Annotated in this window: 26 protein-coding genes; 16 read left to right on the forward strand and 10 right to left on the reverse strand. The window is 72.0% G+C overall.

Annotated features, from left to right (window positions below; all coding sequences use genetic code 11):
* Positions 1-399: 399 nt before the first annotated feature.
* Complete coding sequence (locus AYL44_RS14025; protein WP_064003886.1) at positions 400-699, forward strand: GNAT family N-acetyltransferase; 300 nt, start codon at positions 400-402, stop codon at positions 697-699.
* Between the two features lie 5 nt (positions 700-704).
* Here AYL44_RS14025 and AYL44_RS14030 read toward each other — a convergent pair whose 3' ends face one another.
* The gene (locus AYL44_RS14030) at positions 705-1,037 is read right to left on the reverse strand and encodes a hypothetical protein (RefSeq protein ID WP_064003887.1); all 333 of its coding nucleotides are present in this window, start codon (positions 1,035-1,037) and stop codon (positions 705-707) included.
* Between the two features lie 118 nt (positions 1,038-1,155).
* Between AYL44_RS14030 and AYL44_RS14035 the strand changes: the two genes are divergently transcribed.
* The 6 genes from AYL44_RS14035 to AYL44_RS14060 are packed head-to-tail and all read left to right on the forward strand — an operon-like array spanning position 1,156 to position 7,706.
* The gene (locus AYL44_RS14035; protein ID WP_064003985.1) at positions 1,156-1,413 is read left to right on the forward strand and encodes a hypothetical protein; all 258 of its coding nucleotides are present in this window, start codon (positions 1,156-1,158) and stop codon (positions 1,411-1,413) included.
* A 39-nt stretch (positions 1,414-1,452) separates the two neighbouring features.
* Positions 1,453-1,770 carry a DUF2277 domain-containing protein gene (locus AYL44_RS14040; RefSeq protein ID WP_064003986.1) on the forward strand — a complete coding sequence of 106 codons (318 nt, stop codon included), beginning with the start codon at positions 1,453-1,455 and terminating at the stop codon, positions 1,768-1,770.
* A gap of 46 nt (positions 1,771-1,816) precedes the next feature.
* Positions 1,817-3,298, forward strand: a complete 1,482-nt coding sequence (locus tag AYL44_RS14045) for an MFS transporter (protein ID WP_064003888.1) — start codon at positions 1,817-1,819, stop codon at positions 3,296-3,298.
* A 55-nt stretch (positions 3,299-3,353) separates the two neighbouring features.
* Entirely contained in the window at positions 3,354-4,502 is a 1,149-nt protein-coding gene (locus AYL44_RS14050) for an exonuclease SbcCD subunit D (protein ID WP_064003987.1), read from the forward strand.
* Complete coding sequence (locus AYL44_RS14055; protein WP_064003889.1) at positions 4,499-7,501, forward strand: AAA family ATPase; 3,003 nt, start codon at positions 4,499-4,501, stop codon at positions 7,499-7,501. The genes AYL44_RS14050 and AYL44_RS14055 overlap by 4 nt, the downstream gene beginning before the upstream one ends.
* A 25-nt stretch (positions 7,502-7,526) precedes the next feature.
* Complete coding sequence (locus tag AYL44_RS14060) at positions 7,527-7,706, forward strand: hypothetical protein (RefSeq protein ID WP_064003890.1); 180 nt, start codon at positions 7,527-7,529, stop codon at positions 7,704-7,706.
* A gap of 12 nt (positions 7,707-7,718) precedes the next feature.
* Here AYL44_RS14060 and AYL44_RS14065 read toward each other — a convergent pair whose 3' ends face one another.
* Together AYL44_RS14065 and AYL44_RS14070 are read right to left on the reverse strand one after the other, a co-directional pair.
* Positions 7,719-8,276, reverse strand: a complete 558-nt coding sequence (locus tag AYL44_RS14065) for a nucleosidase (RefSeq protein WP_064003891.1) — start codon at positions 8,274-8,276, stop codon at positions 7,719-7,721.
* Positions 8,277-8,299: 23 nt separating this feature from the next.
* On the reverse strand, positions 8,300-10,366 hold the full coding sequence (locus AYL44_RS14070; protein WP_064003892.1) for an NAD(+) synthase: 2,067 nt from the start codon (positions 10,364-10,366) through the stop codon (positions 8,300-8,302).
* A gap of 100 nt (positions 10,367-10,466) precedes the next feature.
* On the opposite strand from AYL44_RS14070, the gene AYL44_RS14075 reads away from it, so the two are divergent.
* On the forward strand, positions 10,467-13,970 hold the full coding sequence (locus AYL44_RS14075; RefSeq protein ID WP_064003893.1) for a TM0106 family RecB-like putative nuclease: 3,504 nt from the start codon (positions 10,467-10,469) through the stop codon (positions 13,968-13,970).
* An 11-nt stretch (positions 13,971-13,981) separates the two neighbouring features.
* On the opposite strand, the gene upp is transcribed toward AYL44_RS14075, so the two are convergent.
* Positions 13,982-14,614: a uracil phosphoribosyltransferase gene (upp, locus tag AYL44_RS14080; protein WP_064003894.1), complete on the reverse strand. Its 633-nt coding sequence runs from the start codon at positions 14,612-14,614 to the stop codon at positions 13,982-13,984.
* Between the two features lie 67 nt (positions 14,615-14,681).
* Between upp and AYL44_RS14085 the strand changes: the two genes are divergently transcribed.
* Positions 14,682-15,110 (forward strand): nucleoside deaminase, encoded by a 429-nt coding sequence (locus AYL44_RS14085; RefSeq protein ID WP_064003988.1) that lies wholly within the window; start codon positions 14,682-14,684, stop codon positions 15,108-15,110.
* Positions 15,111-15,125: 15 nt separating this feature from the next.
* Here AYL44_RS14085 and AYL44_RS14090 read toward each other — a convergent pair whose 3' ends face one another.
* Positions 15,126-16,238: an alpha/beta fold hydrolase gene (locus tag AYL44_RS14090; protein WP_064003895.1), complete on the reverse strand. Its 1,113-nt coding sequence runs from the start codon at positions 16,236-16,238 to the stop codon at positions 15,126-15,128.
* 42 nt (positions 16,239-16,280) lie between these two features.
* Between AYL44_RS14090 and proC the strand changes: the two genes are divergently transcribed.
* On the forward strand, positions 16,281-17,114 hold the full coding sequence (gene proC, locus AYL44_RS14095) for a pyrroline-5-carboxylate reductase (RefSeq protein WP_064003896.1): 834 nt from the start codon (positions 16,281-16,283) through the stop codon (positions 17,112-17,114).
* Positions 17,115-17,123: 9 nt separating this feature from the next.
* On the opposite strand, the gene AYL44_RS14100 is transcribed toward proC, so the two are convergent.
* Positions 17,124-18,386 (reverse strand): MFS transporter, encoded by a 1,263-nt coding sequence (locus tag AYL44_RS14100; protein WP_064003897.1) that lies wholly within the window; start codon positions 18,384-18,386, stop codon positions 17,124-17,126.
* A 64-nt stretch (positions 18,387-18,450) separates the two neighbouring features.
* Here AYL44_RS14100 and AYL44_RS14105 point away from each other — a divergent pair, with 64 nt between their 5' ends.
* Positions 18,451-18,948, forward strand: a complete 498-nt coding sequence (locus AYL44_RS14105; protein WP_064003898.1) for a MarR family winged helix-turn-helix transcriptional regulator — start codon at positions 18,451-18,453, stop codon at positions 18,946-18,948.
* Between the two features lie 28 nt (positions 18,949-18,976).
* On the opposite strand, the gene AYL44_RS14110 is transcribed toward AYL44_RS14105, so the two are convergent.
* Genes AYL44_RS14110 through AYL44_RS14120 form a run of 3 tightly spaced genes read right to left on the reverse strand, consistent with a single transcriptional unit; the run spans position 18,977 to position 22,213 of the window.
* Complete coding sequence (locus AYL44_RS14110; RefSeq protein WP_064003899.1) at positions 18,977-20,077, reverse strand: ECF transporter S component; 1,101 nt, start codon at positions 20,075-20,077, stop codon at positions 18,977-18,979.
* Between the two features lie 29 nt (positions 20,078-20,106).
* Positions 20,107-20,778 carry a potassium channel family protein gene (locus AYL44_RS14115; RefSeq protein ID WP_064003900.1) on the reverse strand — a complete coding sequence of 224 codons (672 nt, stop codon included), beginning with the start codon at positions 20,776-20,778 and terminating at the stop codon, positions 20,107-20,109.
* The gene (locus AYL44_RS14120; RefSeq protein ID WP_064003901.1) at positions 20,771-22,213 is read right to left on the reverse strand and encodes a TrkH family potassium uptake protein; all 1,443 of its coding nucleotides are present in this window, start codon (positions 22,211-22,213) and stop codon (positions 20,771-20,773) included. Before AYL44_RS14120 ends, AYL44_RS14115 begins: the two co-directional genes overlap by 8 nt.
* A gap of 67 nt (positions 22,214-22,280) precedes the next feature.
* Here AYL44_RS14120 and AYL44_RS14125 point away from each other — a divergent pair, with 67 nt between their 5' ends.
* From AYL44_RS14125 to AYL44_RS14140, 5 genes are all read left to right on the forward strand, one after another.
* Complete coding sequence (locus tag AYL44_RS14125) at positions 22,281-22,685, forward strand: ArsR/SmtB family transcription factor (RefSeq protein ID WP_064003902.1); 405 nt, start codon at positions 22,281-22,283, stop codon at positions 22,683-22,685.
* 99 nt (positions 22,686-22,784) lie between these two features.
* Entirely contained in the window at positions 22,785-22,976 is a 192-nt protein-coding gene (locus AYL44_RS14130) for a helix-turn-helix domain-containing protein (protein WP_018186843.1), read from the forward strand.
* 81 nt (positions 22,977-23,057) lie between these two features.
* Entirely contained in the window at positions 23,058-23,156 is a 99-nt protein-coding gene (locus AYL44_RS14480; protein ID WP_003792170.1) for a 30S ribosomal protein bS22, read from the forward strand.
* Positions 23,157-23,252: 96 nt separating this feature from the next.
* Positions 23,253-23,510, forward strand: a complete 258-nt coding sequence (locus AYL44_RS14135) for a glutaredoxin family protein (protein WP_197471660.1) — start codon at positions 23,253-23,255, stop codon at positions 23,508-23,510.
* Complete coding sequence (locus tag AYL44_RS14140; protein ID WP_064003904.1) at positions 23,507-23,806, forward strand: Dabb family protein; 300 nt, start codon at positions 23,507-23,509, stop codon at positions 23,804-23,806. The genes AYL44_RS14135 and AYL44_RS14140 overlap by 4 nt, the downstream gene beginning before the upstream one ends.
* Before the next feature lie 5 nt (positions 23,807-23,811).
* On the opposite strand, the gene AYL44_RS14145 is transcribed toward AYL44_RS14140, so the two are convergent.
* Positions 23,812-24,975, reverse strand: coding sequence for a mechanosensitive ion channel family protein (locus AYL44_RS14145; RefSeq protein WP_064003905.1), 1,164 nt, complete (start codon positions 24,973-24,975; stop codon positions 23,812-23,814).
* Between the last annotated feature and the right edge of the window lie 59 nt (positions 24,976-25,034).

Genomic DNA, 25,034 nt, shown 5'->3' on the forward strand with positions numbered 1-25,034 from the left:
CCGGAGCGGGACGCGGGTTCGGGAGTGTTGCGCGGATGGCCTCACTGGGGCCGATGTGCGAGGCCACCGGCATCCGCGTTGTGGGCGGAGGAGCCGGAGCCTCGGGGGTCGGACGACGCCGTGTTCAGAAACGGCGGCGCGACCCGGCGGGGATCACCGTGTCAGCGACACATTCGGCAACACATGACAGCACGCTGCGGCATCATGATGCCGGCAGTTCCGTTCGCCTCCCGGGCGGACAGAGTGCGTGCGAAGTCAGTCATGTGGCCGATTATGACGAAGCGCGTCGCCATGTGTCAAACCGCCCGCCCTCGACAGCGTCCGCATGACGGAATGTGACAGATTGCTCAATCCGCTGGGCGTCGTCCGCGCGTCGCCGGATCGGCGTAGCGTGATCGCATGAGCGACCTGATCTTCACCGATGAGAAGGATGCCGCGCGCTACACCCTGCACCGCGGCAAAGACCTCGTCAGCGTCCTCGATTACAACGACGACGGCCGCACCGTGGCACTCACGCGCGCGTACACGATCCCCACCTTCCGGGGCGCGGGCTACGCCGGCGAGCTCGTGCGCCGCGCGGTCGCCGACCTGGAGCGACGCGGAGACCGGCGGGTCATCCCGGTCTGCTGGTACGTCGCCGACTGGTTCGAGGCGAACCCCGGACACGAAACGCTCCTGCAGGAGCGCCGCACCGCCTGAGCGGGTCAGGCCTCGCCGGGTCGCGGATCGCGGATCCGCCACCCGAGCCGCTCGAGTGCGCCCTTCAGGCGATCGGCCGCGACCCGTGCGACCTCGCCCGACTCGTCCGAGCAGACGTCGACCGCCAGGGGCGGCGGATCGCCGAACTTCGGGATCTGCACCTCGGCCCACGCCCCCGGCGACAGGCTGACGCGCGGGTAGGCGGTGCGCGCATGCTCGACGACACCGTCGCACGCGAACGCGATCGTCTCGAGCGCATCGGGCTTGGCGATCGGTAGATCGACGACGAGGGTCACCACGAAGGGCCCTCCCGCCGTGTCGCGCCCGTGTCCCGACATCCTGCTCCCTTTCCGTGTCCTCCTCGTTCGTAGCCGTCCCGCGGCGACGCGGTCAAGCCCGTCGACGGCGACGCCGCCGCACCGGACGATGGCTGCACAGATGACGGAGGAGACGGCCATGGAACACGACGCGGACGACCGGACGAGCGAGGCCGCCCCGGCCGGCGGCTGGTCGGAGGACGAGTCCTCCATCATCGCCGCAGGCGCGGTGACGAACGAGGAGAAGGAACAGCAGGATGCCGCCGACCGCGGTCGCGGCGAGGGTGCACCGATGCCGGATGCCGCCCCCGACCCGTTCGTCGAGAGCGCCGAGATCCAGCAGGGGCTCGACCCCGACGTCCTGACCGACGAGCAGGCGGAGCGTCGCGCCGAGTGACCCTGGTGGCGGGGTGGTGCGCGGCGTACCGTGGCGGCCATGTGCCGCAACATCGTGCCGCTCCACAACTTCGAGCCCGCCGCGACGGACGCCGAATGCCACGACGCCGCCCTGCAGTACGTCCGCAAGATCAGCGGGATGACGAAACCCTCGCGTGCCAACCAAGAAGCGTTCGACCGCGCCGTCGAGCAGATCGCCGCCGCGACGCGCCGCCTGCTCGACGAGTTGGTCTCGAGCGTGCCACCGAAGGACCGCGACGAGGAGGCCGAGAAACGCCGCGCGCGCTCGGCCGACCGGTACGAGGCGCTGCGCGAGTTCCAGGAGCGCAAGAAGGCCGAGCGCGCCGCGGCGTCCTGAGCACGCCCGCCCTGACCCGGCAGGGGGCCGGTAGCGTGGGACGGTCATGACATCCCCCGCCACCGCCAGCATCCCCCTCTCCTCCTCGCAGCGTTGGCGGGCCTTCTGGGTCTGCGTCTCGGTGGCGGCGTTCACGATCCTCGACCTCAGCAAGGTCAACGTCGGTCTCCCGGCGATCGAGGCATCGCTGGGCGCGACGTCCACGCAGCTGCAGCTGGTGGTCTCGGGCTACATCCTCACGTTCGGTCTCGCGCTCGTGCCCTTCGGTCGGCTCGGCGACCAGCGGTCCCGCAAGGTGCTGTTCATCGTCGGGCTGAGCCTGTTCACGGTGACGAGCGCGGTCTGCGCGCTCGCTCCGAGCATCGAGGTGCTCATGGCGGCGCGGCTCGTCCAGGGCATCGCGGCCGGCATCCAGATGCCGCAGGTGATGGGAACGATCCAGCAGCTCTTCACCGGCAAGGAGCGCGGCCGCGCGTTCGGTCTGTTCGGCGCGACGATCGGCATCGCGACGGCCTTCGGGCCGACGCTCGGCGGACTCATGATCGCGATCGGCGGCGAGACCGACGGCTGGCGCGGCATCTTCTGGTTCAACGTGCCGCTGTGCCTCCTCGTGCTCGCCGGGGTGATCTGGATCCTGCCGCAGACCCGTCAGGCCAGCGGCCGGCCCCTCCAGCTCGACCCCGTCGGCATCGTGCTCTTCGGCCTCATGATCGTCTCGCTCATGTGGCCGTTCCTGTTCACGACCGGCTCACCCGAGGACGACCCGAACCGGTGGTGGCTGCTGACCGCGTTCGTCCTGTTCGCGGCGCTGTTCTTCTGGTGGGAGCGGCGATACGCGGCATCCGGTCGTCAGCCCCTCATCCCGTTCCGGATGTTCCGCATCCGGTCGTTCCGCAACGGCACGCTCGTGGTCGTCGCCTACTTCACGGCGATCCCGCCCATGTTCCTGCTCGGCACGCTGTTCCTGCAGCTCGGGGTGGGCCTCGAGCCGGTGTTCGCCGGCATGGTCTCCATCGGGTTCGCCGTCGCGAGTGCCGCGAGCTCGTACTACGGCGGTCTGCTCGTGAACCGGCTCGGCCGGCAGCTCGTGACGATCGGACTCGTGACGGTGCTCGTGAGCGTCGTCGCGCTGACGATCGTCGCCTACACGATGCCCCGCGAGACCGTCGCCTACGGCATGGCCGCGGCGCTGCTCGTCGCCGGGGCGGGCGGCGGGCTCGTCGTCTCGCCCAACCAGACGTTGACGCTGTCCGAGATCGCCGTGCGCGAGGGCGGCCTCGCCGGCTCGGTCGGACAGCTCGGGCAGCGCGTCGGGACGGCGGTGGGCACCGCGATCGGTCTGTCGCTGTTCTACGCGTCGATCTACCGCGAGAAGGATGCCGGGCTCGACTCCCTCGCGGTGTACCACGACGCGTACGCCTACGGCATGGCCGCGGTCGGCGTCTTCCTGGCGATCGCGACCCTCGTCTCGGTCGTCGACCTCATCGGGCTGCGACGTCGCGGCACCCTCGTTCCGGGCGCCGACTGACGCGGTCCCGGCACGCCTCGAAGGCGATGTCCGAGGCCCGATCTACCGTGTGAGCATGCGCATCCTGCACACCTCCGACTGGCACATCGGGCGGACCTTCCACGGTCACTCCACGCTCGACGCGCTCCGCGGAGTGCTCGACGAGCTGACCGCCCAGGTGCGCGCGCATGACGTCGACGTCGTCGTCGTCGCGGGCGACGTGTTCGACTCCGCGACCCCCGCGGCCGCGTGCTACACCCTGCTCTCCGACGCGCTTCGCGGCATCGCCGACGCCGGCGCCCGGGTCGTCGTCACGAGCGGCAACCACGACTCCGCCGCGCGGCTGGGTTTCCAGGCGGGACTGCTGCGCGACGGCATCCACGTCCTGACCGATCCGGATGCCGTCGGCACCCCGCTCACGATCGACGACGCCCACGGGCCGGTGCACTTCTACGGCATCCCGTACCTCGAGCCCGCGCTGCTGCGGCACCGGTGGGAGGGGGTCCGCACCCAGGCTGCGGTCCTCGGCCGGGCGATGGACCTCGTCCGCACCGACCTCGCCGAGCGGGGTGGCCGCTCGGTGGCGATCGCGCACTGCTTCGCCGCGGGCGTCGAGCCGACGCCGCACCTCGAGCGCGACATCCAGCAGGGCGGGCTCGACGTCGTGCCGCTGTCGACCTTCGACGGGGTCGACTACATGGCGCTGGGGCACATCCACGGACGACAACGACTGGCCGACAACGTCCGCTACGCCGGGGCGCCGCTGCACTACAGCTTCGGCGAGGGCGACAAACCCCGCGGGTCGTGGCTCGTCGACCTCGACGCCGACGGACTCTCGACCGTCGAGTGGCTGGCGCTGCCCGTGCCGCGCCGGCTCGTGACCCTCCGCGGCCCGTTCGCCGACATCCTGGCGGACAAGGCGTACGCCGACGCCGAGGACGCCTGGGTGTGCGTCGAGTACACCGACGACCTCCCCGAAGCCGACCCGCTGCGTCGTCTGCAGCAGCGCTTCCCGTTCTGCGCCAAGGTCGTGCACGCCCCCGCCGTGGTTCGACGGGGCGACCGGCAGAGTTACGTCGAGCGGGTGCGCGCGGCGCGCACCGACCGCGAGCTCGTCGAGGCCTTCCTCTCGCACGTGCGCGAGGGGCAGGGGGCGACCGAACGCGAGGCCGAGATCCTCGAAGACGTGCTCGACGAGCGGGTGCGCCAGGAGGCGCTCGCGTGAAGCTGCACCGCCTCGAACTGACCGGCTTCGGGCCGTTCCGCGAGCGCCAGAGCGTCGACTTCGACGCGTTCGACGACGACGGACTCTTCCTCATCTCGGGGCGGACCGGCGCCGGCAAGTCCAGCATCCTCGACGGGGTCAGCTTCGCGCTCTACGGCTCGGTGCCCCGGTACGACGGCGGCGACCGGCGGCTGCGCAGCGACCACAGCTTCCTGACCGACCCGACCGAGGTGCGGCTCGAGTTCACCGTCGGTGGCACGCGGTGGCGAGTCACGCGCGCGCCGGAGTACGAGCGTCCCGCCAAACGCGGCGGCGGCCTCACCCTCGAGCCCGCGCGAGCCGAGCTCGAGGAGTGGGTCGACGGCGCGTGGGTGGGGCGCGCGGCGAAGCAGCGCGAGGTCGGGATCGCCCTCGACGAGGTGCTCGGGCTCAGCGCGCAGCAGTTCCAGCAGGTGATCCTGCTCGCGCAGAACAAGTTCTCGCGATTCCTCCTCGCACCGAACGCCGAGCGGCAGCAGCTGCTGCGGACCCTCTTCGGTACGAGGCGCTTCGAGGCCTGCAAGGAGGCGCTCGAGGAGCGCCGCCGTGACGCGCAGAAGCGGCTCGACGAGGGCAGCACCCGCGTCCGGACGCTGCTCGACGTCGCCGAGCGCGAGATCACCGAGCACGGACTCCATCCCGCCGACGGTGGCGAGCCGCCGGCCGAGGTGGACGTGCTCGCGCGGACGTCCGCGGTCGAGCGCGCGCTCGTCCGGGCGGAGTACCGGGTCGAGGCGCGCGGCAACGAACGAGCGCTCGCGACCACACGCGCCGACGCCGCGGTCGCCGAGCACCGACGACTCCTCGACGTCGCCCGGCGGCTCGCCGACTTGCAGACCGCGCGGGACGACCTCGCCGCCCGCGAGGCGGAGACCCCCGAGGTCGCCGCCCTCCGCGTCCGGGTCGAGCGGGCCCGCGCCGCCGATGCGCTGCGGGCTCCCGTCGAATCGGCCGTTCGCGCCGCCGGCGAATGGTCCGCCGCGCAGGAGTCGCGCCGTGCGGCCGAGGGGGAGTGGGTCGCCGCGGGCGGCTCCGCGGACGACGACCTTCCCGCCGTGATCGAGGACCTCACCGGCCGCATCGCCCGCGCGCAGGCCGCCGCCGAGGAAGAGCGGGATGCCGCGGTTCTCGCCGACACGCAGCGGCTGCGCCGCGAGGAGCTGGCCGAGGTCGACGCGGCGCTCGACGCGCTCGACGCCGCGCTCGCCGCCGTGCCCGAGCGCCGCCAGCGCGTGGCCACCGACCTCGCAGAGACCCGTGCCGTCGCGGGCCGGCACGACGACCTCGCCGGAGCGCGGGCCGAGCTCGCGACCCGCCTCGACGCGGCACGGTCCCTCGAACGATTGACGCCCAGCGCTGCGGCCGCCGACGCAGCCTACGCCGAGGCCAACGCGCGATCCGCGGCGGCCTCCGCGCACGTGGGCGAGCTGCTCCGCCGCCGCCTGCGCGGGTACGCGGGCGAGCTCGCGGCATCCCTCGTCGACGGCGAACCGTGCGCCGTCTGCGGCGCCACCGCGCACCCCCGACCCGCCGCCCACGACCTCGCGCACGTCACCGACGACGACCTCGCCGCCGCCGAGCGCGCTCGCGACGACGCTGCAGCAGCGGAGCGGGATGCCGCGCAGGCCGCCGCCGCCGCGCGGGAGGCCGTCGCGGCCGCCGCGGCCACCGCGGGCGACCGGGGTGTCGACGCCCTCGCGACCGCGCTGGCCGACCTCGACGCCGAGTTCACCGCCGCCCGTGCCGCACGCGACCGTCTCGACGGCCTCGAGAAGGCCGCCGCCGAGATCGATGAGCTCGAGGCCACCGCCCAGGGCGAGGCGGTGCAGCTGCGCCAGCGCGCCGGCGCACTCCGTGAGGAGATCGCCGCGGCCGAGGGCGCGCTGTCCTCGGCACGGCGGGCCGTCGACGCGGCCCGGGGCGAGTACGACAGCGTCGCCGCGCGGATCGCGGCGGACGACGACCACCGCCGGCTCGCCGGTCGTCTGCTCGAGGCCCGACGCCACGAGCAGACGCGTCGCGAGGCCGCGGACGCCGCCGATCGCGACCGCGACGAACGTCTCGCGGACTCCGCGTTCAGCGGCCCGGCCGACGTCCTCGACGCTCTCCTTCCCGCCGCCGAGCTGACGCGGGTCTCGGAGCGCATCGACGCGCACGCCGCCGCCCTCGCCGCCGCGAAGGCACGCGCGTTCGAGCTCGAGCTCGCCGCCGTCGACGAGACCCTCGACCCCGGGGCGGTCGAGGCCGCAGCGGATGCGGCCGCGGGGGCCGACGAGGCGCGCACCGCCGCCATCGCCGCCGAGGCCGATGCTGCGAGCGTCGCGACAGGGCTGCGCGACCTCCTCCAGCGCATCGAGACGGCCATCGGTGCCGTCGCGACGCAGGCCGAGGATGCCGCGGCGGTCACGCGTCTGGCCGACACCGTCGCGGGCCGCGCGCCGAACACGATGAAGATGGACCTCGAGACGTTCGTGCTGGCCGCGGAGCTCGAGGAGATCGTCGCCGCCGCGAACCTCCGGCTCGCCGAGATGTCGTCGGGCCGGTACACGCTGCGGCACTCCGACGCCAAGCAGGCCCGGGGCGCGGCATCCGGTCTGTCCATCGAGGTCCTCGACGCGCACACCGGTCGACTCCGCTCGCCGCAGTCGCTGTCGGGCGGGGAGACCTTCCTCGCCTCCCTCGCCCTCGCGCTGGGACTCGCCGAGGTGGTCACCTCGCGCGCCGGCGGCATCCGGCTCGATACCCTGTTCATCGACGAGGGGTTCGGCTCGCTCGACCCCGAGACCCTCGAGCTCGCGATGCGGACGCTCGACGAGCTGCGCGCCGGCGGGCGGGTCGTGGGGGTCATCAGCCACGTCGAGGCGATGAAGGACCAGATCCCCGCTCAACTCGTCGTCGAGGCGACATCGGAAGGACCCAGCGTCGTGCGGCAGGAGGCGCTGAGCCCCGCCGCCGGATGAGCGCCGAGCCCCCTAGGCTGGAACCATGAAGAAGGGCATGATCTGGACGGTCCTGGGCGTCATCGTCGCGATCGTCATCGCGTGGATCGTCGTCGACGTCGTGCTGAAGCTCGTCTTCTTCGCGGCGAAGCTGGTCGTCGTGGCGATCGTCGCGCTCATCGTCTTCTTCGTGCTGCGCTCGCTCTTCGCGCGCCGCGACGCCTGACGACCGCGGGGCTCAGACGCCGTAGAGCTCGGTGATGCGCTCGCGCAGCTGGACGCTGCACGCGGCGACGGCCTCCCGCCAGTCGGTGATCGCGTCGTCCTGCGCGCTGTCGGACACGGCCTTCAGCACCCGGATCGGGACGCCGAACTGCTGCGCCACCCAGATGTACGCGTAGGCCTCCATGTCGACCAGCGTGCCGCCGAGGGAGCGGATCGCCTCGACCGTGTCGGCGTCGTCGACGAAGTGGTCGCCCGTGGCGATCGTCGTCCCCTCGCGCCCCGCGATCGACACCGTCGTCGGGAGCGACACGTGCTGACCGGCGATGCCGTCGACGTCCGACACGTCGTGCTGCAGCGCGGTGGTCACATCGTGCACGCCGACGGCGGCGGCATCCACCGAACCCGCCGTCCCCACGACGACGATCTCGTCGTAGTCGGCCCGGTCGAGCGCGCGCGTCAGGGCGTACGTCGCCTGCAGCTTGCCGGGGCCCGTCACGAGCCGGTCGAAGCCGGGGAGCTCCTCGGGGAAGGCGACGAGTTCGGAATCGAGGGCGGCGACGAGGAGCTTCACCGATCCATCATCCCATCCGGCGGTCAGTCCGAGGGGCGGGGGAAGGCGGCATCCAGCTCGGCGAGCCAGGCCGCGGCGTTCCCGTCGGACGGCGCCCGCCAGTCGCCGCGCGGCGACAGCGAGCCCGCGGGCGACACCTTCGGCGCGTTCGGCACCGCGCTGCGCTTGAACTGCGCGAAGCCGAAGTAGCGCTGCAGGAACACCCGCAGCCAGCGCACGATCGTCTCGCGGTCGAAGGCGTACCGCTCATCCTCGGGGAAGCCCGGCGGCCACGCCCCGGCATCCGCGTCCGTCCAGGCCTGCTCGGCCAGGAACACGATCTTCGAGGGGCGGAACCCGTAGCGCAGCACGTGGAACAGGGTGAAGTCGTGCAGCGCGTACGGTCCGATCGTGCTCTCGGTCGACTGCACCTTGCCGTCGACGTCCGCCGGTATCAGCTCGGGACTGATCTCGGTGTCGAGGACGGCCTGCAGCACCTCCTTCGCCCGGTCGGTGAGGGTCGTACCGGATTCGTCGCTGTGCGCGATGACCCACCGGATGAGGTGCTGGATGAGGGTCTTCGGCACGCCGGCGTTGACGCCGTAGTGCGCCATGTGGTCGCCGACGCCGTAGGTCGCCCACCCGAGGGCGAGCTCGGAGAGGTCGGAGGTGCCGATGACGATGCCGCCGCGCTGGTTCGCGAGGCGGAACAGGAAGTCGGTACGGGCGCCCGCCTGCACGTTCTCGAACGTCACGTCGTACACCGGCTCGCCCTTCGCGAAGGGGTGACCGAGGCCGGCCAGGAGCTCGGTCGCCATCGGCCGGATGTCGATCGTCTCGATCGTCGCGCCGATGGCCTCGGCGAGGGCGATCGCGTTCGACTTCGTGTGGTCGCCGGTCGCGAAGCCCGGCATCGTGAAGGCGAGGATGTCGCTGCGGGGGCGTCCCATGCGGTCCATCGCGCGCGCGGTGACGAGCAGCGCGTGCGTCGAGTCGAGACCGCCCGAGACGCCGATGACGGGCTTCGGCTGCCCGATCGCACGCAGGCGCTGCTCGAGGCCGGAGACCTGGATATTGAACGCCTCATAGCAGTCGAGGTCGAGGCGGGCCGGGTCGTCGGGGACGAACGGGAACCGGTCCAGGGGGCGGCGCAGGCCCCGGACCGACGCCGGCGGGGCGACGGTGAACGGGATGCGGCGCACGGGGAAGCCGACGGTGCGCGCGTTGTCCTCGAAGGTGCCCTGGCGCAGCCGGTCCTGGCGCAGCCGGTCGAGGTCGACGTCGGCGATCGCCCGACGCGGACCGTCGGGGAAACGCTCGGTCTCGGCGAGGAGGGTGCCGTTCTCGTAGATGAGCGTCTGCCCGTCCCACGAGACGTCGTTGGTCGATTCGCCCTGTCCTGCGGCGGCGTACACGTAGGCGGCCAGGCACCGGAAGGACTGCGACTGCACGAGGATGCGGCGGTCCTCGGCGCGGGCGATCGTGATCGGGCTCCCCGAGAGGTTGGCGAGCACGGTCGCCCCGGCGAGGGCCGCGTGCGAGGACGGCGGCACGGGCACCCAGAAGTCCTCGCAGATCTCCGCGTGCACGACGAGGCCGGGCACGTCGGTCGCCTCGAACAGCAGATCGGTGCCGACGGGCACGGCGTCGCCCGCCAGGGTCACGGTCGCGGGCGCGTCATCGCCGCGCGCGTACCAGCGTGACTCGTAGAACTCGCGGTAGGTGGGCAGGTGGGATTTGGGGGCCACGCCGAGCACCCGGCCCCGGTGGATGACGATGGCGCAGTTGTAGAGCCGGTTCTCGATCCGCAGGGGCGCGCCGACGATGAGCAGGGGGGAGAGGTCGGCGGATGCCGCGGCGAGCCGCTCGATCGCGACCAGGACCGCGTCGAGGACGACGTCCTGCATCACGAGATCCTCGATCGCGTACCCGGTGAGGCCCAGCTCGGGGAAGACGGCGACCGCGACGCCGTCGTCGTGGCAGGCGCGCGCGCTCGCCAGGATCGCGTCGGCGTTCGCGGCGGGGTCGGCGATGACGACCGGCACCGTGCACGCCGCGACGCGCGCGTACCCGTGCCGGTACGGGTTCTCGAAGGGCAGGTCCTGGGTCACGCGTCCAGTCTGTCAGGTGCCCCGTCGGCCACCAGGGGGCTTGTGCGCGTGCGGGAGGCGTGTCGGTGACCGCGGATAGTGTCGATTCCGAGAGGGGATCATGCGATACATCGAAGACGACGGCCGGATCGTCTGGAGCGCGAGCGACCTGAAGGCCGCGGCCGAGTGCGAGTTCGCCTGGCTGCGGGCGATCGACGCGAAGCTCGGCCGGATCGCGGCGGTCGAGGACCCCGAGGACCTCACGCTCGAGCGGGCGGGTCGGCTGGGCACGCAGCACGAGCGTCGCGTGTACGAGGCGTACCGTGCCGCGCACCCCGGGGCGGTGGTCGAGATCCCCGAGACGCGGTCGTCGGATGCCGAGGGCCTCGCCGCGGCGGTGGCGGCGACGGATGCGGCGCTCGCCGACCCCGCCGTGCACGTCGTCTACCAGGCGGCGTTCTCGACCGACGAGTTCGTGGGATTCGCGGACTTCCTCGTGCGTGCCGACGACGGCCGGTGGATCGTGCAGGACACGAAGCTCGCCCGGCACGCCCGGGTGACCGCTCTCATGCAGCTGGCGGCATACGTGGATCAGCTCGACCGGCTCGGTGTCTCCCGCGCGGACGAGGTGCAGCTGCTGCTGGGCGACGGCACCGTGTCGACCCACGCGGTCCGCGACCTCCTTCCCGTGTTCGGGTTGCGCCGCGCCCGCCTGTGGGCCCTCATCGCCGACCGCGACGTCGCCGCCGGGTCCGCGGGGTCGCCCATCCCGTGGGGCGACGACCGGGGCGACCTGCGGGTCGTGGCGTGCGGACGGTGCGCGACGTGCGACCTCGAGGTCGTCGCGCACCGCGACCTGCTGCTGGTGGCGGGGATGCGGCCGGTCCAGCGCGACCGGCTGCGGGCTGCCGGCGTCACGACGATCGACGCGCTCGCCGCCTCCCGCGAGGCGCCGCCGCGGATGTCGTGGGACACCTTCTCGGGCCTTCGCACCCAGGCGCGGCTGCAGCTCGAGAGCCCCGCCGGCGGCGTCGACGACGCCCCCGCGCAGACGGGGCCCGCGATCCCGACCTTCGACGTCGTCTTCCCGAAGGCGCTGGGCGCCCTTCCCCGACCCGACCACGGCGACCTGTTCTTCGACTTCGAGGGCGATCCGCTCTACACCGAGGGTGCGGCGGTGCAGTGGGGGATCGACTACCTCTTCGGCTGGGTCGACGAGACCGAGCAGTACTCCGCGCTCTGGGCGCACTCGTTCGCCGACGAGAAGCGGGCGCTCGAGGAGTTCCTCGAGTTCGTCGCCGTCCGCCGGCGAGCACACCCGGGCCTGCACATCTACCACTACGCCCCCTACGAGCCCACGCACCTGCTCGCCATGGCGGCCCGGCACGGTGTGGGCGAGGCCGCCGTCGACCGGCTGCTGCGCGACGGCGTCTTCGTCGACCTCTACCCGATCGTGCGCCGCGCGCTGCGGGTCGGGTCGCGCTCGTACTCGATCAAGAAGCTCGAGCCGCTGTACATGGGCGACGAGGTCCGCACGAGCGACGTGCAGCGCGGCGACGACTCGATCGTCCGCTACGTCGAGGCGCGGGCGCTGCAGGACGCCGGCGACGACGCGGCGGCCCGCCGCATCCTCGACGACCTCGCCGACTACAACCGGTACGACTGCGTGTCGACGCGGCGCCTGCGCGACTGGCTCGTCGACCGCGCGCGCGAGGCGAAGCTCGTGCCCTCGCGCGAGCCGGAGGCGGGCGAGGCCGTGTACGAGCCGTCGCCGCGCGCCGAGGCGCTCTCGCGGTTCGCGGCGGATGCCGAGGACGAGGCCACCGCGCAGGCGCTGCGCCTGGGCGCGGCGGCCATCGACTACTACCCGCGCGAGGCGAAGACCTTCTGGGCGACGCATTTCCTCCGCCTGCGCGAACCGGTGTCGGTCTGGGAGGACACCCGCGACGTCGTCGTCGTCGACCGCGACCGGTGCCGCGTGCTGTCGGACTGGCACCGCCCCGAGGGGCTCACGGCCGTCCGCCGGGTCGTCGAGATCCGCGGCGAGTTCGCCCCCGGCACCCGGCTGACGGTGGGGCAGAACCCGTACGCCGTCTACGAGCTGCCGGCGCCGTTCCCGATCGAGACCAGCCCGCGGTGGATCCACGCGGCCCGCTCCGTGTCCGTCGTCGACGTCCTCGACGACGGCGTCGTGATCGAGGAGAACGCCTTCCAGGGCTTCACGTGGCAGGAGCTCCCGGTCGCCCTGACGCCGCCCGCACCGCCGCGCGCCGGCAGTCAGCAGGCGGCGATCGACGAGTGGGCCGATGCGGTCCTCGCCGCCGCCCCCGCGCTGCCCGCGGATCCCGCCACCGACCTCCTGCTGCGTCGCCCGCCGCGGCGCGAGACACCGCTGCCGCGCACGGGCGACGACGTCGCCGACATCGCGGCGGCGCTCGCCGGCCTCGACGACGGCTACCTCGCCGTGCAGGGCCCGCCCGGTACGGGCAAGACCTACGTCGGGTCCCACGTCGTGGCGCGGCTGGTCCGCGAGCGCGGGTTCCGGGTCGGCGTCGTCGCGCAGTCGCACAACGTCGTCGAGCACATGCTCGATCGCATCGTCGAGGCGGGGCTGGATGCGGCCCAGGTCGCCAAGGCACCCAAGGGTGCGGCGACGGGGACCGAGCGGTTCACCGCGATCGCCAAGAACCAGCTCGCGGCCTACATCGGGTCGCAGCCCGCTGGCTTCGTCGTGGGCGGTACGGCGTGGGACCTGACCCACACGGGGCGGGTGGGCCGGCGCTCGCTCGACCTGCTCGTGATCGACGAGGCGGGGCAGTTCTCGCTCGCCTCCACGATCGCCGTCGCCGCCTCCGCTCGCCGTCTGCTCCTGCTCGGCGACCCGCAGCAGTTGCCGCAGGTCAGCCAGGGCACCCACCCCGAGCCGGTCGACACGTCGGCGCTCGGCTGGGTGATGGACAACCACGCGGTGATCCCCGCCGACCGCGGCTACTTCCTCGCACGCACCCGCCGGATGCGTCCGGAGGTCGCCGAGCCGGTGTCGCAGTTGGCCTACGAGGGGCAACTCGAGGCGCACCCCGACACGGCGCTGCGCCGCCTCGACGGCGTCCCCGCCGGGGTCGTGCCCGTGCCGCTCGCGCACACGCGCAACGCGACACAGTCGCCAGAGGAGGCGGACGAGGTCCTGCGGATCGTCCGTGACCTCGTCGGCACCCCGTGGACCGACGGCGCGACCTCACGCTCGCTCGGGCCGGAGGACGTCATCGTCGTGACGCCGTACAACGCGCAGCAGGTGCTCGTCGAGGAGGTCCTCACCGCCGCTGGGTTCTCCGGCGTCCGCGTGGGCACGGTCGACCGGTTCCAGGGGCAGGAGGCGGCCGTCGTGATCGTCTCGCTCGCCGCCTCGTCGGGGCGGGATGCGCCACGCGGGCTCGAGTTCCTGCTGCTGCAGAACCGCATCAACGTCGCGGTCTCGCGCGCGATGCACACCGCGTTCGTCGTCTACGGCACCGGCGTGCTCGACGACCTGCCGCGCACCCCCGACGGCGTCGCGCGGCTCAGCGCCTTCGCCCGCCTCGTCGAAGCCACCGGCATCCCATCGGAGGCCGTCGCGGTCCCGCGATAGGTCGGGCCGCGTCAGACCGTGCCGTACAGGCGGTCGCCGGCGTCGCCGAGACCGGGGACGATGTAGCCCTTCTCGTTCAGGCGCTCGTCGAGAGCGCCCAGGACGAGGGTGACGTCGCGGTCGCCGACCTGCTTCTCGATCGCGGCGAGACCCTCGGGCGCCGCGAGGATGCAGACCGCCGTGACGTCCTGCGCGCCGCGCGCGAAGAGGAAGTCGATCGCCGCGCCGAGCGAGCCGCCCGTGGCGAGCATCGGGTCGAGGACGAAGCACTGGCGGTCGCTGAGGTCCTCGGGCAGACGCTCGGCGTACGTGTACGGCTCGAAGGTCTCCTCGTTGCGCGCCATGCCGAGGAAGCCGACCTCGGCCGTCGGCAGCAGCGTCGTCATGCCGTCGAGCATGCCGAGGCCCGCGCGCAGGATCGGGACGACGAGCGGCCGCGGCTCGCTGATCTTGAGCCCGGTCGTGCGGGTGACGGGGGTGTCGATCTCGATCTCCTCGACACGCACGCCGCGGGTCGCCTCGTACGCGAGGAGGGTGATGAGCTCGGCCGTCAGCTGGCGGAACACCGGCGACGTCGTGCGCTTGTCGCGCAGCACCGTGAGCTTGTGGGTGATGAGGGGGTGGTCGGCGACGTGCACACGCATGGGTCCAGGCTACCGGGGCTACGCTGACGACGTGAGCCTGCCCGTCCCCGCCGCCGACGACGCGGCGATGGTGCGGGCGCTCGAGCTCGCCGCCCTCGCGTCGGGGCACGGCGACGTCCCCGTCGGCGCGGTCGTCACGCAGGCGGGCCGGATCGTCGGCGAGGGACGCAACCTCCGCGAACGCGACGGCGACCCCCTCGCGCACGCGGAGGTCGTGGCGCTGCGAGCCGCGGCATCCGCCCTCGGATCGTGGAACCTCGACGACTGCACCCTCGTCGTCACCCTCGAGCCGTGCGTCATGTGTGCGGGCGCGATCCTGCAGACGCGAGTGGCGCGCGTCGTGTTCGGCGCGTGGGACGAGAAGGCGGGTGCGGGCGGTTCCGTCCACGACCTGCTCCGCGACAGGCGGATGCCGCACCGCGCCGAGGTCCTCGGCGGGGTCCGTGCGGGCGAGGCCGCGACCCTGCTGCGCGGCTTCTTCGACGCGAAGCGCTGAGGTGCCGCTCGCTCGTCAGTCGGACGAGCTGAGGATGATCGCCTCGGTGGGCGGCGCGGGGGACGCGGGCGAACCGATGTAACCCGTCAGTTCGAGCAGCGCGCGCCGGAACACGGCGGGCCGCTCGAGGTGGGGGGTGTGCCCCACGCCGGGCAGGGCGAGCTCGGTCGCGATGCCCCCGGCATCCGTGTAGCGACGGAGCACCTCGCGGGTCTGCGACACCATCGGCTGGGCCGGGGCGACGTCGGCGCCGGGCCAGTCGGGGAGGATCCCGAGCGACCCCAAGTGACCCGGGTCCGAGAAGGACGTGTCGGAGATGAGCGGGTCAAGCACGCCGCGGATCCAGAGGATCGACGGCTTCTCGGGCAGGTCGACGATGCCCGAGACGTCGAAGTTGCGCGGCGCAAGGGCGTTGAGCACACCGAACCGGCCGGGCGCGTAGCCGGGCCAGTGCGGGCTCGGGATGGATTCGCCCGGGTAGTTGCCGGTCGCGGTGGAGGTGGAGAGCATGGCCTCGACCCAGAGGTCTTCGTGCTCGGTCTCGAAACCCTCGGCGACGAAGGAGGCCCGGAAGACGCTCCGCGGCGAGGTGGATGCCTCCGCGCCCGCCTCGCGCGCGGTCAATCGGCGCACGAACTCGGGGTTCGCGGTGCCCGCGCCGCAGCCGGCGTAGTCGTCTGTCAGACGCGACCCGTCGAGCCGCGTGCCGCCGAGGCCGAACGGTGAGACGGGGGACTCGAGCAGGATCGTGCGCACCGGGTGGTCGAGCGCGAACTGCAGGGCGACCGCGCCGCCGAGGTCCCATCCGACGAGGTGCGGCGCCTCGATGCCGAGCTCGGTGAGCGTGAGCGCCACGTCGTCGCTCAGGTCGCGAACACCGCGGGAGGCGTCGACGGGCATGTGCTCGGTACCGCCGAAACCGCGCAGATCGACGGCGACGACCCGGAACTCCGCGGGGAGGTCCTGCATGAGCTCCTGCCAGACGAGGGCGGAGGACAGGGCGCCGTGCAGCAGGACGACGGTGCGCTCGGGGGCGGCGTCGGCCGTGTCGCCGGCGCGCTCGAGGATGTTGACGCTCAGCCGGTCCGTGTCGATGATGCGGGACGTGATTCCGTCGAGGAGGGTCATGAGCCGATGATAAGCCGCGGGGGTGGATGACAGGATGGGGGCATGACGCACCACCTCCCTCCCGTCGCCATCCTCGGAGCCGGTTCGATGGGGGGTGCGATCGCGCAGGGGATCTCCCGCTCGGGTCGGGCCTCGTCCGTCGTGGTGACCAACCGCACGGCCGCGAAGGCCGCCCAGCTCGGTGGCCTGGACGCCGTCTCGAGTGCGGCGCTCGCGGAGGTGCCGTCGGCGAATACGGATGCCGCGGCATCCGCCGACATCGTCCTCATCGGCGTCAAGCCGGCGATGGTCCCCGACCTGCTGCGCGAGATCGCCGGTGCCCTGCGCCCCGGGACGATCGTCGTCAGCCTGGCGGCGGGCGTCACGATCGAGACGTTCGAGTCGATCGTCGGCCCCGAGATCCCCGTCATCCGCTCGATGCCGAACACGCCGGCCGTGGTCGGCAAGGCCGTCACCGGCCTCGCCGCCGGGTCGACCGCGACCGCGGAGCACGTCGCGCTCGTCCGGGCGCTGTTCGAGACCTGCGGCGTCGTCATCGAGGTGCCCGAGGCGCAGATCGATGCGCTCTCGACCATCTCGGGATCCGGCCCCGCCTACGTGTTCCTGCTCGTCGAGGCGCTGACCGAGGCCGCCCGCGGCAAGGGCTTCGACGAGGCCGACGCGCGCCTCATGGCCGAGCAGACCTTCATCGGTGCGACGGCTCTGCTCGCCGCGACCGGCGACGACCCCGCCGAGCTCCGCCGCCGCGTGACCAGCCCCAAGGGCACCACCGAGCGCGCGATCGGCGTCCTCCAGACCGCGAACCTCGACGGGCTGTTCTCGCAGGCGACGGATGCCGCACTGGCCCGCGCCCGCGAGCTCGCGACCGGCGTCTGAGCCATCCGCTCAGGCGTCGCCGAGCGTCAGGTCCTCGGCGGTCGTCCGTTCGGTGAGCCGGGCGGTGTGGTCGGCGCGTCCGATGAGCCCCCGGAACGCGAACAGGAGCGCGGCGCCGGCGGCGGCCGAGAGGGCCGCGGCGGCGTACGGTGCGCCGACGCCGAAGACGGCCAGCGCGGTGCCGACGGGGGCGCCGATCGCGCCGCCGAAGAACCGGAAGCCGGAGTAGGCGGAACTGGCGACGGCGCGGGGGAGCGCGGTCGCCTCCATCGCGGCCTCGGTGAGGATCGTGTTGACGGCACCGATCTCGATGCCGAGCAGCACGACGCAGACCACGAGCAGCGGCCGGGATCCGGCGCTCAGCGCCGCCAGCACGTGCGTCACGGCGAACGCGACGAGGAACCAGAGCAGCACGGTCACGACCGAGAAGCGCCGGGTCAGCCGCGGAGCGATGAGGACGCCCGCGATCGCGAGACCGACGCCGAAGCCCATCATGACGAGGCCGATGCCGACCGCCGGCAGTTCCAGGGCGTAGGGCGTGTACGACAGCGTCACGAAGAAGCCGGCGTTGTAGAGGAAAGCCACGACGCTGATCGCGAGCAGTCCGCGATCGGCGAAGGCGCGGAAGGGGGCGCTGACCCGGCTGCGCTCCGCTGCGTGACCCGGATCGCGGACGAGGGTGAGGAGGGCGGCGACCCCCACGGCGAACAGCGACGCCGTTCCCCAGAAGGGCGCGAACCACCCGATCTCGCCCAGCAGGCCGCCCAGCAGCGGTCCGACCGCCAGCCCGATCCCGAGCGCCGCCTCGTAGAAGATCACGGCGTGCTCGCTGCGCCCGCCCGAGGCGGACACGATCGAGGCGAGCGCCGTTGAGAGGAACAGGGCGTTCCCGAGGCCCCAAACGGCGCGGAAGCCGATGAGGGCGCCGATGCTGGGGGACAGTGCGCAGCCGATTGCGGCGAGGGCGATGACGGCGAGGCCGAGGATCATGACCGCGCGGGTGCCGATGCGGGTGGACAGCCAGCTCGTGAAGAACATCGCCGAGGCCGTCACCGTCAGGTAGCTCGTGAACAGCAGCGAGGTCTGCACGGGGGTCGCCTGCAGTGCGGCGGCGACCGTCGGAAGGATCGGACCGACGAGACCGATCCCCATGAACGCGACCATCGCGGCGAAGGCGATGGCCCAGACCGCGGGCGGCTGCGAGAGCAGCCGCGGTCCGCGTGGCGTCGCGGCGGGGACGGTGGGGCGGGTTCCGGTGTCGAGCGCGGTCATTCGTCCGATTATACACCGGTACTTCACCCGTGAACTAAAAGGTCCGCCTCGCTACAGTGGAGTGGTGACCGACCGCGCCGACTTCATCGCCCGCATCCGTGCCGCGTGGGCGGAGCAGATGCCGGCGATCGACACGTCGCCGATCGACGTGTGGGGCAGGCTCAACCGCGCCTCTGTGGTGGCGACCGCGCAAATCGAGCGGCTGCTGGCCGACAGCGGCGTCTCGCGCTCGGAGTTCGACGTCCTCTGCGCGCTGGCCCGCACCGGCCGGCCCCTGCGGGCCAGCGAGGTCACCGCCGAGACGATGCTCAGCGGTGCGGCCACCACGAAGCTCACGAGCCGGCTCGAATCCGCCGGGCTCCTGCACCGGGAGCGGTCGACGCGCGACGGTCGGGCGGTGGAGCTCTCGTTGACGGATGCCGGTCGTGCCGTCGTCGAGCGGGAGATGCCGCGCGCGCTTGCGCACGACGCCCGCCTGCTCGACGGGCTCAGCGAGGCCGAGCAGCAGACGCTCGCCGACCTGCTCGCCCGGCTGCTGGCGAACGCGCAGCGCGAGGCCTGAGGCCGCGCGGCGGTCGGGCGGGGCGACCTCAGGCGGAGGCGCGGACGTTCAGGCGTGGCGGGTCGAACAGCAGTGGGTCGGCGCCGCGCCGTCGGCGACGCAAGTCGATCCGGTGGATGAGCGACGACCCCACGGTGAGCGCGATGAATCCGGAGATCATTTTGTCGATGAGCGAGGAGACCAGGTTCGCGGACAGCACCGCGGTCCAGAGGGCATCGCCGAGGTGGAGCAGCTGGTCCGTGAACGTGACGGTCGCGACATGTGCGGAGTAGCCGCCGTAGACGGCGAGGGTGATCGGTGTCGCCACCAGGGTGCAGGCCAGCGCGACCATCACCGTCAGGACGAAGAACCGCACGGGTGTCCGTCCGAGGCCCCACGAGCGCGTGCCGTACCCCCACAGCAGCGCACCGACGATCCCGACCGCGGTGAACGGCAGCCCGATCGGGCTCGAATGGTAGGCCGCGCCGGTCAGCTGGGTGGCGATCGCGACCAGCACCCCGTACCAGGGGCCGAGGACGATCGATGCGACCGCCGTGCCCACCATGTCGAGGAACAGCGGGAGCGACGACCAGAGCACGAGCTGGCCCCCGACGACGTTCGCGAGGGTGCAGAGGGCGATGATGATCGCCATCACCCCGACGCGCCAGGCCCTCGTACGCGGCGGGCGCGGATCGAGCGTCCGTGGCTCGTCGGCGTCGCGCCGCGTCGCGGTGTGACTGCGCGAGGGTGTGGGATCGTGCGGCGGCGGCCCGGGGGTCTCCGGGGTGGCAGCGGGCGGGGCCGGTGCCTCGGCGACGGACTCCGGTCGGTGTCCGAGGGAGTTCGCGACCGCGGCGTGGCGACGCCAGTGGGCGGCGTCGTGCTCCGATCCGCCGAGGGCGAGGATCACGTCGGCGACGAGGGCCGGATCGACTCTCGTTCGGTCGGGCCGGAAGAGGTCGTAGACGGTCGAACGCGCGACGGTGACGCTGCGGGCGCCGCCGACGCGGCTCGCGCGCAGCCGTGTGACCCGTGCGGCGATCTCGGCGTACGACGGCCCGCCGGCGGCGAATCGCATCGACTGCAGCGCCTCATGGAGCCGCGCGTCGTGCGGCGGGGTCGCCAGCTCGGCGTCATCGGATGATGCCATCGATGTGTCCTGGTGTCGCCTGAGCGGGCTCAGCGGTCGAGCGAGGCGAAGCGTTCGATGTCGGAGTTCGTCCCCGACACGATGATGAGGTCGTGGTTGGTCACGACGGTCGTCGCTTCGGCGTAGCGGAACGGCTTGCCGGGGCTCTTCACGCCGACGACCGTCACGTTGTACTTCGAGCGGACGCCCGACTCGTTGAGGCCGACGCCCCGGATGAACCGCGGCGGGTACATCTTGGCGAGGACGAAGTCGTCGTCGAAGCGGATGAAGTCGAGCATGCGCCCGCTGACGAGGTGCGCGACGCGCTCGCCGGCTTCGCGCTCGGGGTAGATGACGTGGTTGGCGCCGACGCGGGCGAGGATCTTGCCGTGAGACTGCGAGACCGCCTTCGCCCAGATCTGCGGGACCTTCAGGTCCACGAGGTTGGCCGTGATGAGGACGGATGCCTCGATCGAGGACCCCACGGCCACGACGGCGACCTGGAAGTCCTGCGCACCGATCTGCTTCAGCGCCTCGATGTTGCGCGCATCGGCCTGGACGGCGTGCGTGACGCGCTCGGACCATTTCTGCACGAGGTCGAGGTTGTCGTCGATCGCGAGGACGTCGCGGTCGAGGCGGTCGAGTTCGCCCGCGCACGCGGCGCCGAAGCGACCGAGTCCGATGACGAGGACGGGCGAATCGCTGCGCAACTGCTCAACCAACGATGGGCCTTTCCACGGGCAGCGCGTAGTGCTGCGTTCGGCTGGTCGCGGCCACCGCCGCGGCGAGTGTCACTGTACCAACGCGGCCCATGAACATCGTCAGGGCCATGACGAAGACGGCGGGGTCGGGGAGCTCCTGCGTCAGCCCGGTCGACAGCCCCACGGTGGCGAAGCCCGACACGACGTCGAAGAGGACCTCGTCGAGGGGCGCCTTCGTCAGGTGCGCGATCGTGATGGTCGACAGTGCCACGATCGTCGCGCCCCACGCGACGACCGAGAGGGCGACGCGCTGGACGTCGCTCGGGATGCGGCGCCCGAACGCCGAGACGCTCGGCCGGCCCTTCGCCTCGGACCACACCGCGAGGGCGAGGACGGCGAGGGTCGTGACCTTGATGCCGCCCGCCGTCGAGGCGGATCCGCCGCCGACGAACATGAGCATCGACCCGACGACGATCGAGGACTCGTGCAGCTCGCCGATGTCGATGATCGAGAAGCCGCCCGAACGGGTCATCGCGGACAGGAACAGGGCCTGGAACGTCGTGTCCCAGGCATCCATAGTCCCGAACGTCTTGGGGTTGCCGTACTCCAGGATCACGAACGCGATCGCGCCCGCGAAGAACAGGACGACCGTCGTGATGAGCGTCAGCTTGACGTGGATCGACCACCGGCGGACGTGCCAGTGATGCTTCCAAAGGGCGTAGATGACGGGGAAGCCGATCGAGCCGAGGAAGACGCCCGCCATGAGGACGCTGAGCAGCAGGTAGTTCTGCGCGAACGGCGCCAGGCCCTCGGAGTTGGGCGCGAAGCCCGTATTCGTGAACGCCATGGCCGCGTAGTACGGGGCCTCCCACAGCGCGGTCAGGGGGTCGATGCCGCTGGCGAGCAGCATGGGGTACAGCAGGACGGCGAGGGCGGCCTCGATGACGAGGGTCGACAGGGCGACGGTCGCCAGCAGCTGACCCACCTCGCCGAGCCGGACGGCCTGGCCTTCGTTGACCGGTCCGCCGTGGGCGCGCATCGGGTTGCTGTCGCCGGCGGCGAGCAGCTTGGCGCGGAGCCCCAGGCGCTTGGAGATCACGAGGCCGAGGATCGAGGCGAGGGTCAGGACGCCGAGGGCGCCGACGTTGACACCGATGAACACCACCACGTGACCGAGGGGCGACCAGTGCGTGGCCATGTCCACCGTCGCGAGGCCCGTGACGCAAATCGTGGAGACCGCCGTGAACAGGGCGTCGGGCAGGGGCGTCACCTGCCCGTCCGAGGCCATCACCGGCAGCGAGAAGATCGCCGTGAACAGCAGGATGAGGGCCGAGAAGATGAGCACGGCGAAGCGCGAGGGCGACGCGGTCGCGAGATCGCGCATCGCGGAGAACGCGCGGCGATGCCACGCCGGTCCGCGCCGGGGGGCGCGCTCATCGACGGCAAGGCCCGTCATTCGCGCCCCTTCCTCGTTCGGATCGTTGTCATGGTACTCCCGCGCGCGGGCGGGCTAACCTAATGCCATGGCGGACATCTTCGACGTGATCGCCGACGGGACCCGTCGGGACATCCTCCAGCTGCTCCGTGAACGAGGGGCGTCGGGGGAGAAGGGGACGAGCGTCTCGCAGATCGTCTCCGCCCTCGGGGTCAGCCAGCCGACGGTCTCGAAGCACCTGAAGGTACTGCGGGAGGCATCCCTCGTCTCCGTGCGCGAAGAGGGCCAGCACCGCTACTACAGCCTGTCGCCCGCGCCGCTGGACGCGGTGGACGACTGGCTGTTCCCGTTCTTCGCGGTCGACGAGGACGACGCACCGGCGGCGCACGCCCTGCCCGACGGCGCAGCGCATGCCGCGGAGGTCGTGGGTCGCGCGGCCGCCTCGGCGAAGCATGCCGTGACGAGCGTGTTCAACAAACTGCCGGGCCGCTGACCCGCCTTCCGCCCCACGAGTCACACAGGTTTACACGCGTCTCACCCACCCCCTAATGTGGAGGGATTCACGGGGGCTGATAACCACAAAGGGGACACGATGTCGGACATCTCGGATGTGCGCTTTCTCACGGTCGCGGAGGTCGCCGACCTCATGCGCGTCTCGAAGATGACCGTCTATCGTCTCGTCCACTCAGGGGAACTCCCCGCCGTGCGCTTCGGCCGCAGCTACCGGGTGCCCGAAACGGCGGTCACAGCCGCTCTGCAACGTCCCATCGCCGACGTCGGCTAGACTGATCCGAGGCATTTTTCCGTCTTGCCGTTCCCGGACGCCGACACCGCGCGTCCAGACCCCGACTTAGTGAGGTTTACCGTGGGTTCAGTCATCAAGAAGCGCCGCAAGCGCATGGCGAAGAAGAAGCACCGCAAGCTGCTTCGCAAGACTCGCCACCAGCGCCGCAACAAGAAGTAAGCGGCATCGCACACAAGCGCCCCCGTCCGGTCCGCCGGGCGTCGGGGCGCTTCGTGTTGCGTCCGTGACGCAGATGCGTCGGGGAGAATGGATGCCGTGACCGCACTCACCCTCATCTCCAAACCCGACTGCCACCTCTGCGACGTCGCGCGCGAGATCGTCGACGCCGTCGTCGCCGAGCTCCCCGAGGGGCGGGTCGACGTCGAGGAGTTGTCGATCACCGAGGACCCGGCCCTGTACGCGACATGGTGGGAGAAGATCCCCGTGGTCCTCATCGACGGCGACCTGCACGCGCACTGGCGCGTCTCCGCCGACCGGCTGCGCGCCGCGCTCGTCGAGAAGGCCTCCGCATGATCCGCCACGTCGTGATCTGGAAGATGGCGGCCGCCGACGCGGACACCCGTTCCGAGCACGCCGCCGAGGTGGTGCGCCTGCTGCGGGGTCTCGAGACCGCCGTGCCCGTCATCCGCTCCCTCAGCGTGGGGACCAACGTCGCCGTCCCCGAGGCCAACGCCGACGTCTCGCTCGTGATGGACGTCGACGACCTCGACGCGCTCGAGGCCTACCAGACCCACCCCGCCCACCAGGAGGTCGCGGCGTACATCCGCAGCGTCGCCGGCGGCCGGATGGCCGTCGACTTCGAGGTCTGACGGCCTCAGCGCTCCGCGTCGGACTCGCGCACGATCTGGATCGCGTTCGTGAATGTCGATGCGCGGCGCTCGGCCTCGACGCTGCCCGTGAAAAGGCCGTCGTGGGGGCGTGCCGCCGGGTCGTCGGCCGGTGCCGCGCCGGCGGCATCCGTCATCCGCACCCGCTGCACGGGCACGGCGTCGGGCAGGGTGCGCTGCACCCAGGTGACCATCGCCTCGCGGACCAGGCAGCGCAGGTCGAAGAGCGTCGGAGCGTCTTTCGCCGTCACGAGGATGCGGACGCGCACGTAGCCGGCGACCGCGTCGGTCACCTGCAGCACGGCCGTGCGCCCGTCCCAGAGCTCGGTCGCCGTCACGACCTCGTGCAGGTGCGCCCGCATCCGGTCGGGGGAGACGTTCCAGTCGAGGTCCATCTCGACGGCGCCGAGGAGCTCCGAGCCCCTCCGGGTCCAGTTCTCGAACGGGGTCGTCGTGAAATAGGTGCACGGCAGGACGAGGCGGCGGTCGTCCCACAGGTCGAGCACGACGTAGCTGAGGGTGATCTCGCCCACGCGCCCCCATTCGCCGTCGGCGACGACGACATCGTCGACCCGCAGTGCGTCGCTGAAGACGATCTGCAGCCCCGCGAAAACGTTCGCGAGGACGGACTGCGCGGCGAGGCCCGCGACGATCGAGGCGATCCCCGCCGATGCGAGCACACTCGCCCCGATCGCCCGGACCGCGTCGAAGGTCAAGAGGACCGCCCCGATGCCGATGATGACGATGATCGCGATGGCGAGGCGCCGCACGACGAGGGTCTGGGTGCGGATGCGGCGGGCCACCCGGTTGTCGGGCACATCGATGCGGTAGCGGCCGAGCGCGACGTCGGTCGCGACCACGACGAGCGAGGCCAGCAGCCACGCGCTCGCCGCGATGATGAGGATCGTCAGGAGCTGATTCAGGATGCCGCGCCACGTGTCATCGGGGAACGCCACCCGCACGGCGGCCCAGAGGGCGACGACGAGCAGCAGCATCCGGAACGGTGCCCGGGACTGCCGGCTCAGGACCCCCGCCCACCGGCGACGGCGCGCGACGATCGCCAGGACGATCGTCGCGACGACGGCGACGACGATGCCGATCGCGATCCCCACGAGGGTCGCGATCGCGAAGTCCATCCATCCATCCCACATGCAGCTGATCCTTCCGTCGGGGAATCAGCCACGATACGACGAGCGCCCGGCCGAAGCCG

It is taken from the genome of Microbacterium oleivorans, assembly GCF_001644225.1.
GTDB classification, from domain to species: Bacteria; Actinomycetota; Actinomycetes; order Actinomycetales; family Microbacteriaceae; genus Microbacterium; species Microbacterium gawkjiense.

Coding starts and splice junctions, on each gene's coding strand:
- AYL44_RS14025 (WP_064003886.1), top strand. CDS start 400: ATGAGCGACCTGATCTTCACCGATGAGAAGGATGCCGCGCGCTACACC.
- AYL44_RS14030 (WP_064003887.1), bottom strand. CDS start 1,037: ATGTCGGGACACGGGCGCGACACGGCGGGAGGGCCCTTCGTGGTGACC.
- AYL44_RS14035 (WP_064003985.1), top strand. CDS start 1,156: ATGGAACACGACGCGGACGACCGGACGAGCGAGGCCGCCCCGGCCGGC.
- AYL44_RS14040 (WP_064003986.1), top strand. CDS start 1,453: ATGTGCCGCAACATCGTGCCGCTCCACAACTTCGAGCCCGCCGCGACG.
- AYL44_RS14045 (WP_064003888.1), top strand. CDS start 1,817: ATGACATCCCCCGCCACCGCCAGCATCCCCCTCTCCTCCTCGCAGCGT.
- AYL44_RS14050 (WP_064003987.1), top strand. CDS start 3,354: ATGCGCATCCTGCACACCTCCGACTGGCACATCGGGCGGACCTTCCAC.
- AYL44_RS14060 (WP_064003890.1), top strand. CDS start 7,527: ATGAAGAAGGGCATGATCTGGACGGTCCTGGGCGTCATCGTCGCGATC.
- AYL44_RS14075 (WP_064003893.1), top strand. CDS start 10,467: ATGCGATACATCGAAGACGACGGCCGGATCGTCTGGAGCGCGAGCGAC.
- upp (WP_064003894.1), bottom strand. CDS start 14,614: ATGCGTGTGCACGTCGCCGACCACCCCCTCATCACCCACAAGCTCACG.
- AYL44_RS14085 (WP_064003988.1), top strand. CDS start 14,682: ATGGTGCGGGCGCTCGAGCTCGCCGCCCTCGCGTCGGGGCACGGCGAC.
- AYL44_RS14090 (WP_064003895.1), bottom strand. CDS start 16,238: ATGACCCTCCTCGACGGAATCACGTCCCGCATCATCGACACGGACCGG.
- proC (WP_064003896.1), top strand. CDS start 16,281: ATGACGCACCACCTCCCTCCCGTCGCCATCCTCGGAGCCGGTTCGATG.
- AYL44_RS14100 (WP_064003897.1), bottom strand. CDS start 18,386: ATGACCGCGCTCGACACCGGAACCCGCCCCACCGTCCCCGCCGCGACG.
- AYL44_RS14110 (WP_064003899.1), bottom strand. CDS start 20,077: ATGGCATCATCCGATGACGCCGAGCTGGCGACCCCGCCGCACGACGCG.
- AYL44_RS14120 (WP_064003901.1), bottom strand. CDS start 22,213: ATGACGGGCCTTGCCGTCGATGAGCGCGCCCCCCGGCGCGGACCGGCG.
- AYL44_RS14125 (WP_064003902.1), top strand. CDS start 22,281: ATGGCGGACATCTTCGACGTGATCGCCGACGGGACCCGTCGGGACATC.
- AYL44_RS14130 (WP_018186843.1), top strand. CDS start 22,785: ATGTCGGACATCTCGGATGTGCGCTTTCTCACGGTCGCGGAGGTCGCC.
- AYL44_RS14140 (WP_064003904.1), top strand. CDS start 23,507: ATGATCCGCCACGTCGTGATCTGGAAGATGGCGGCCGCCGACGCGGAC.
- AYL44_RS14145 (WP_064003905.1), bottom strand. CDS start 24,975: ATGTGGGATGGATGGATGGACTTCGCGATCGCGACCCTCGTGGGGATC.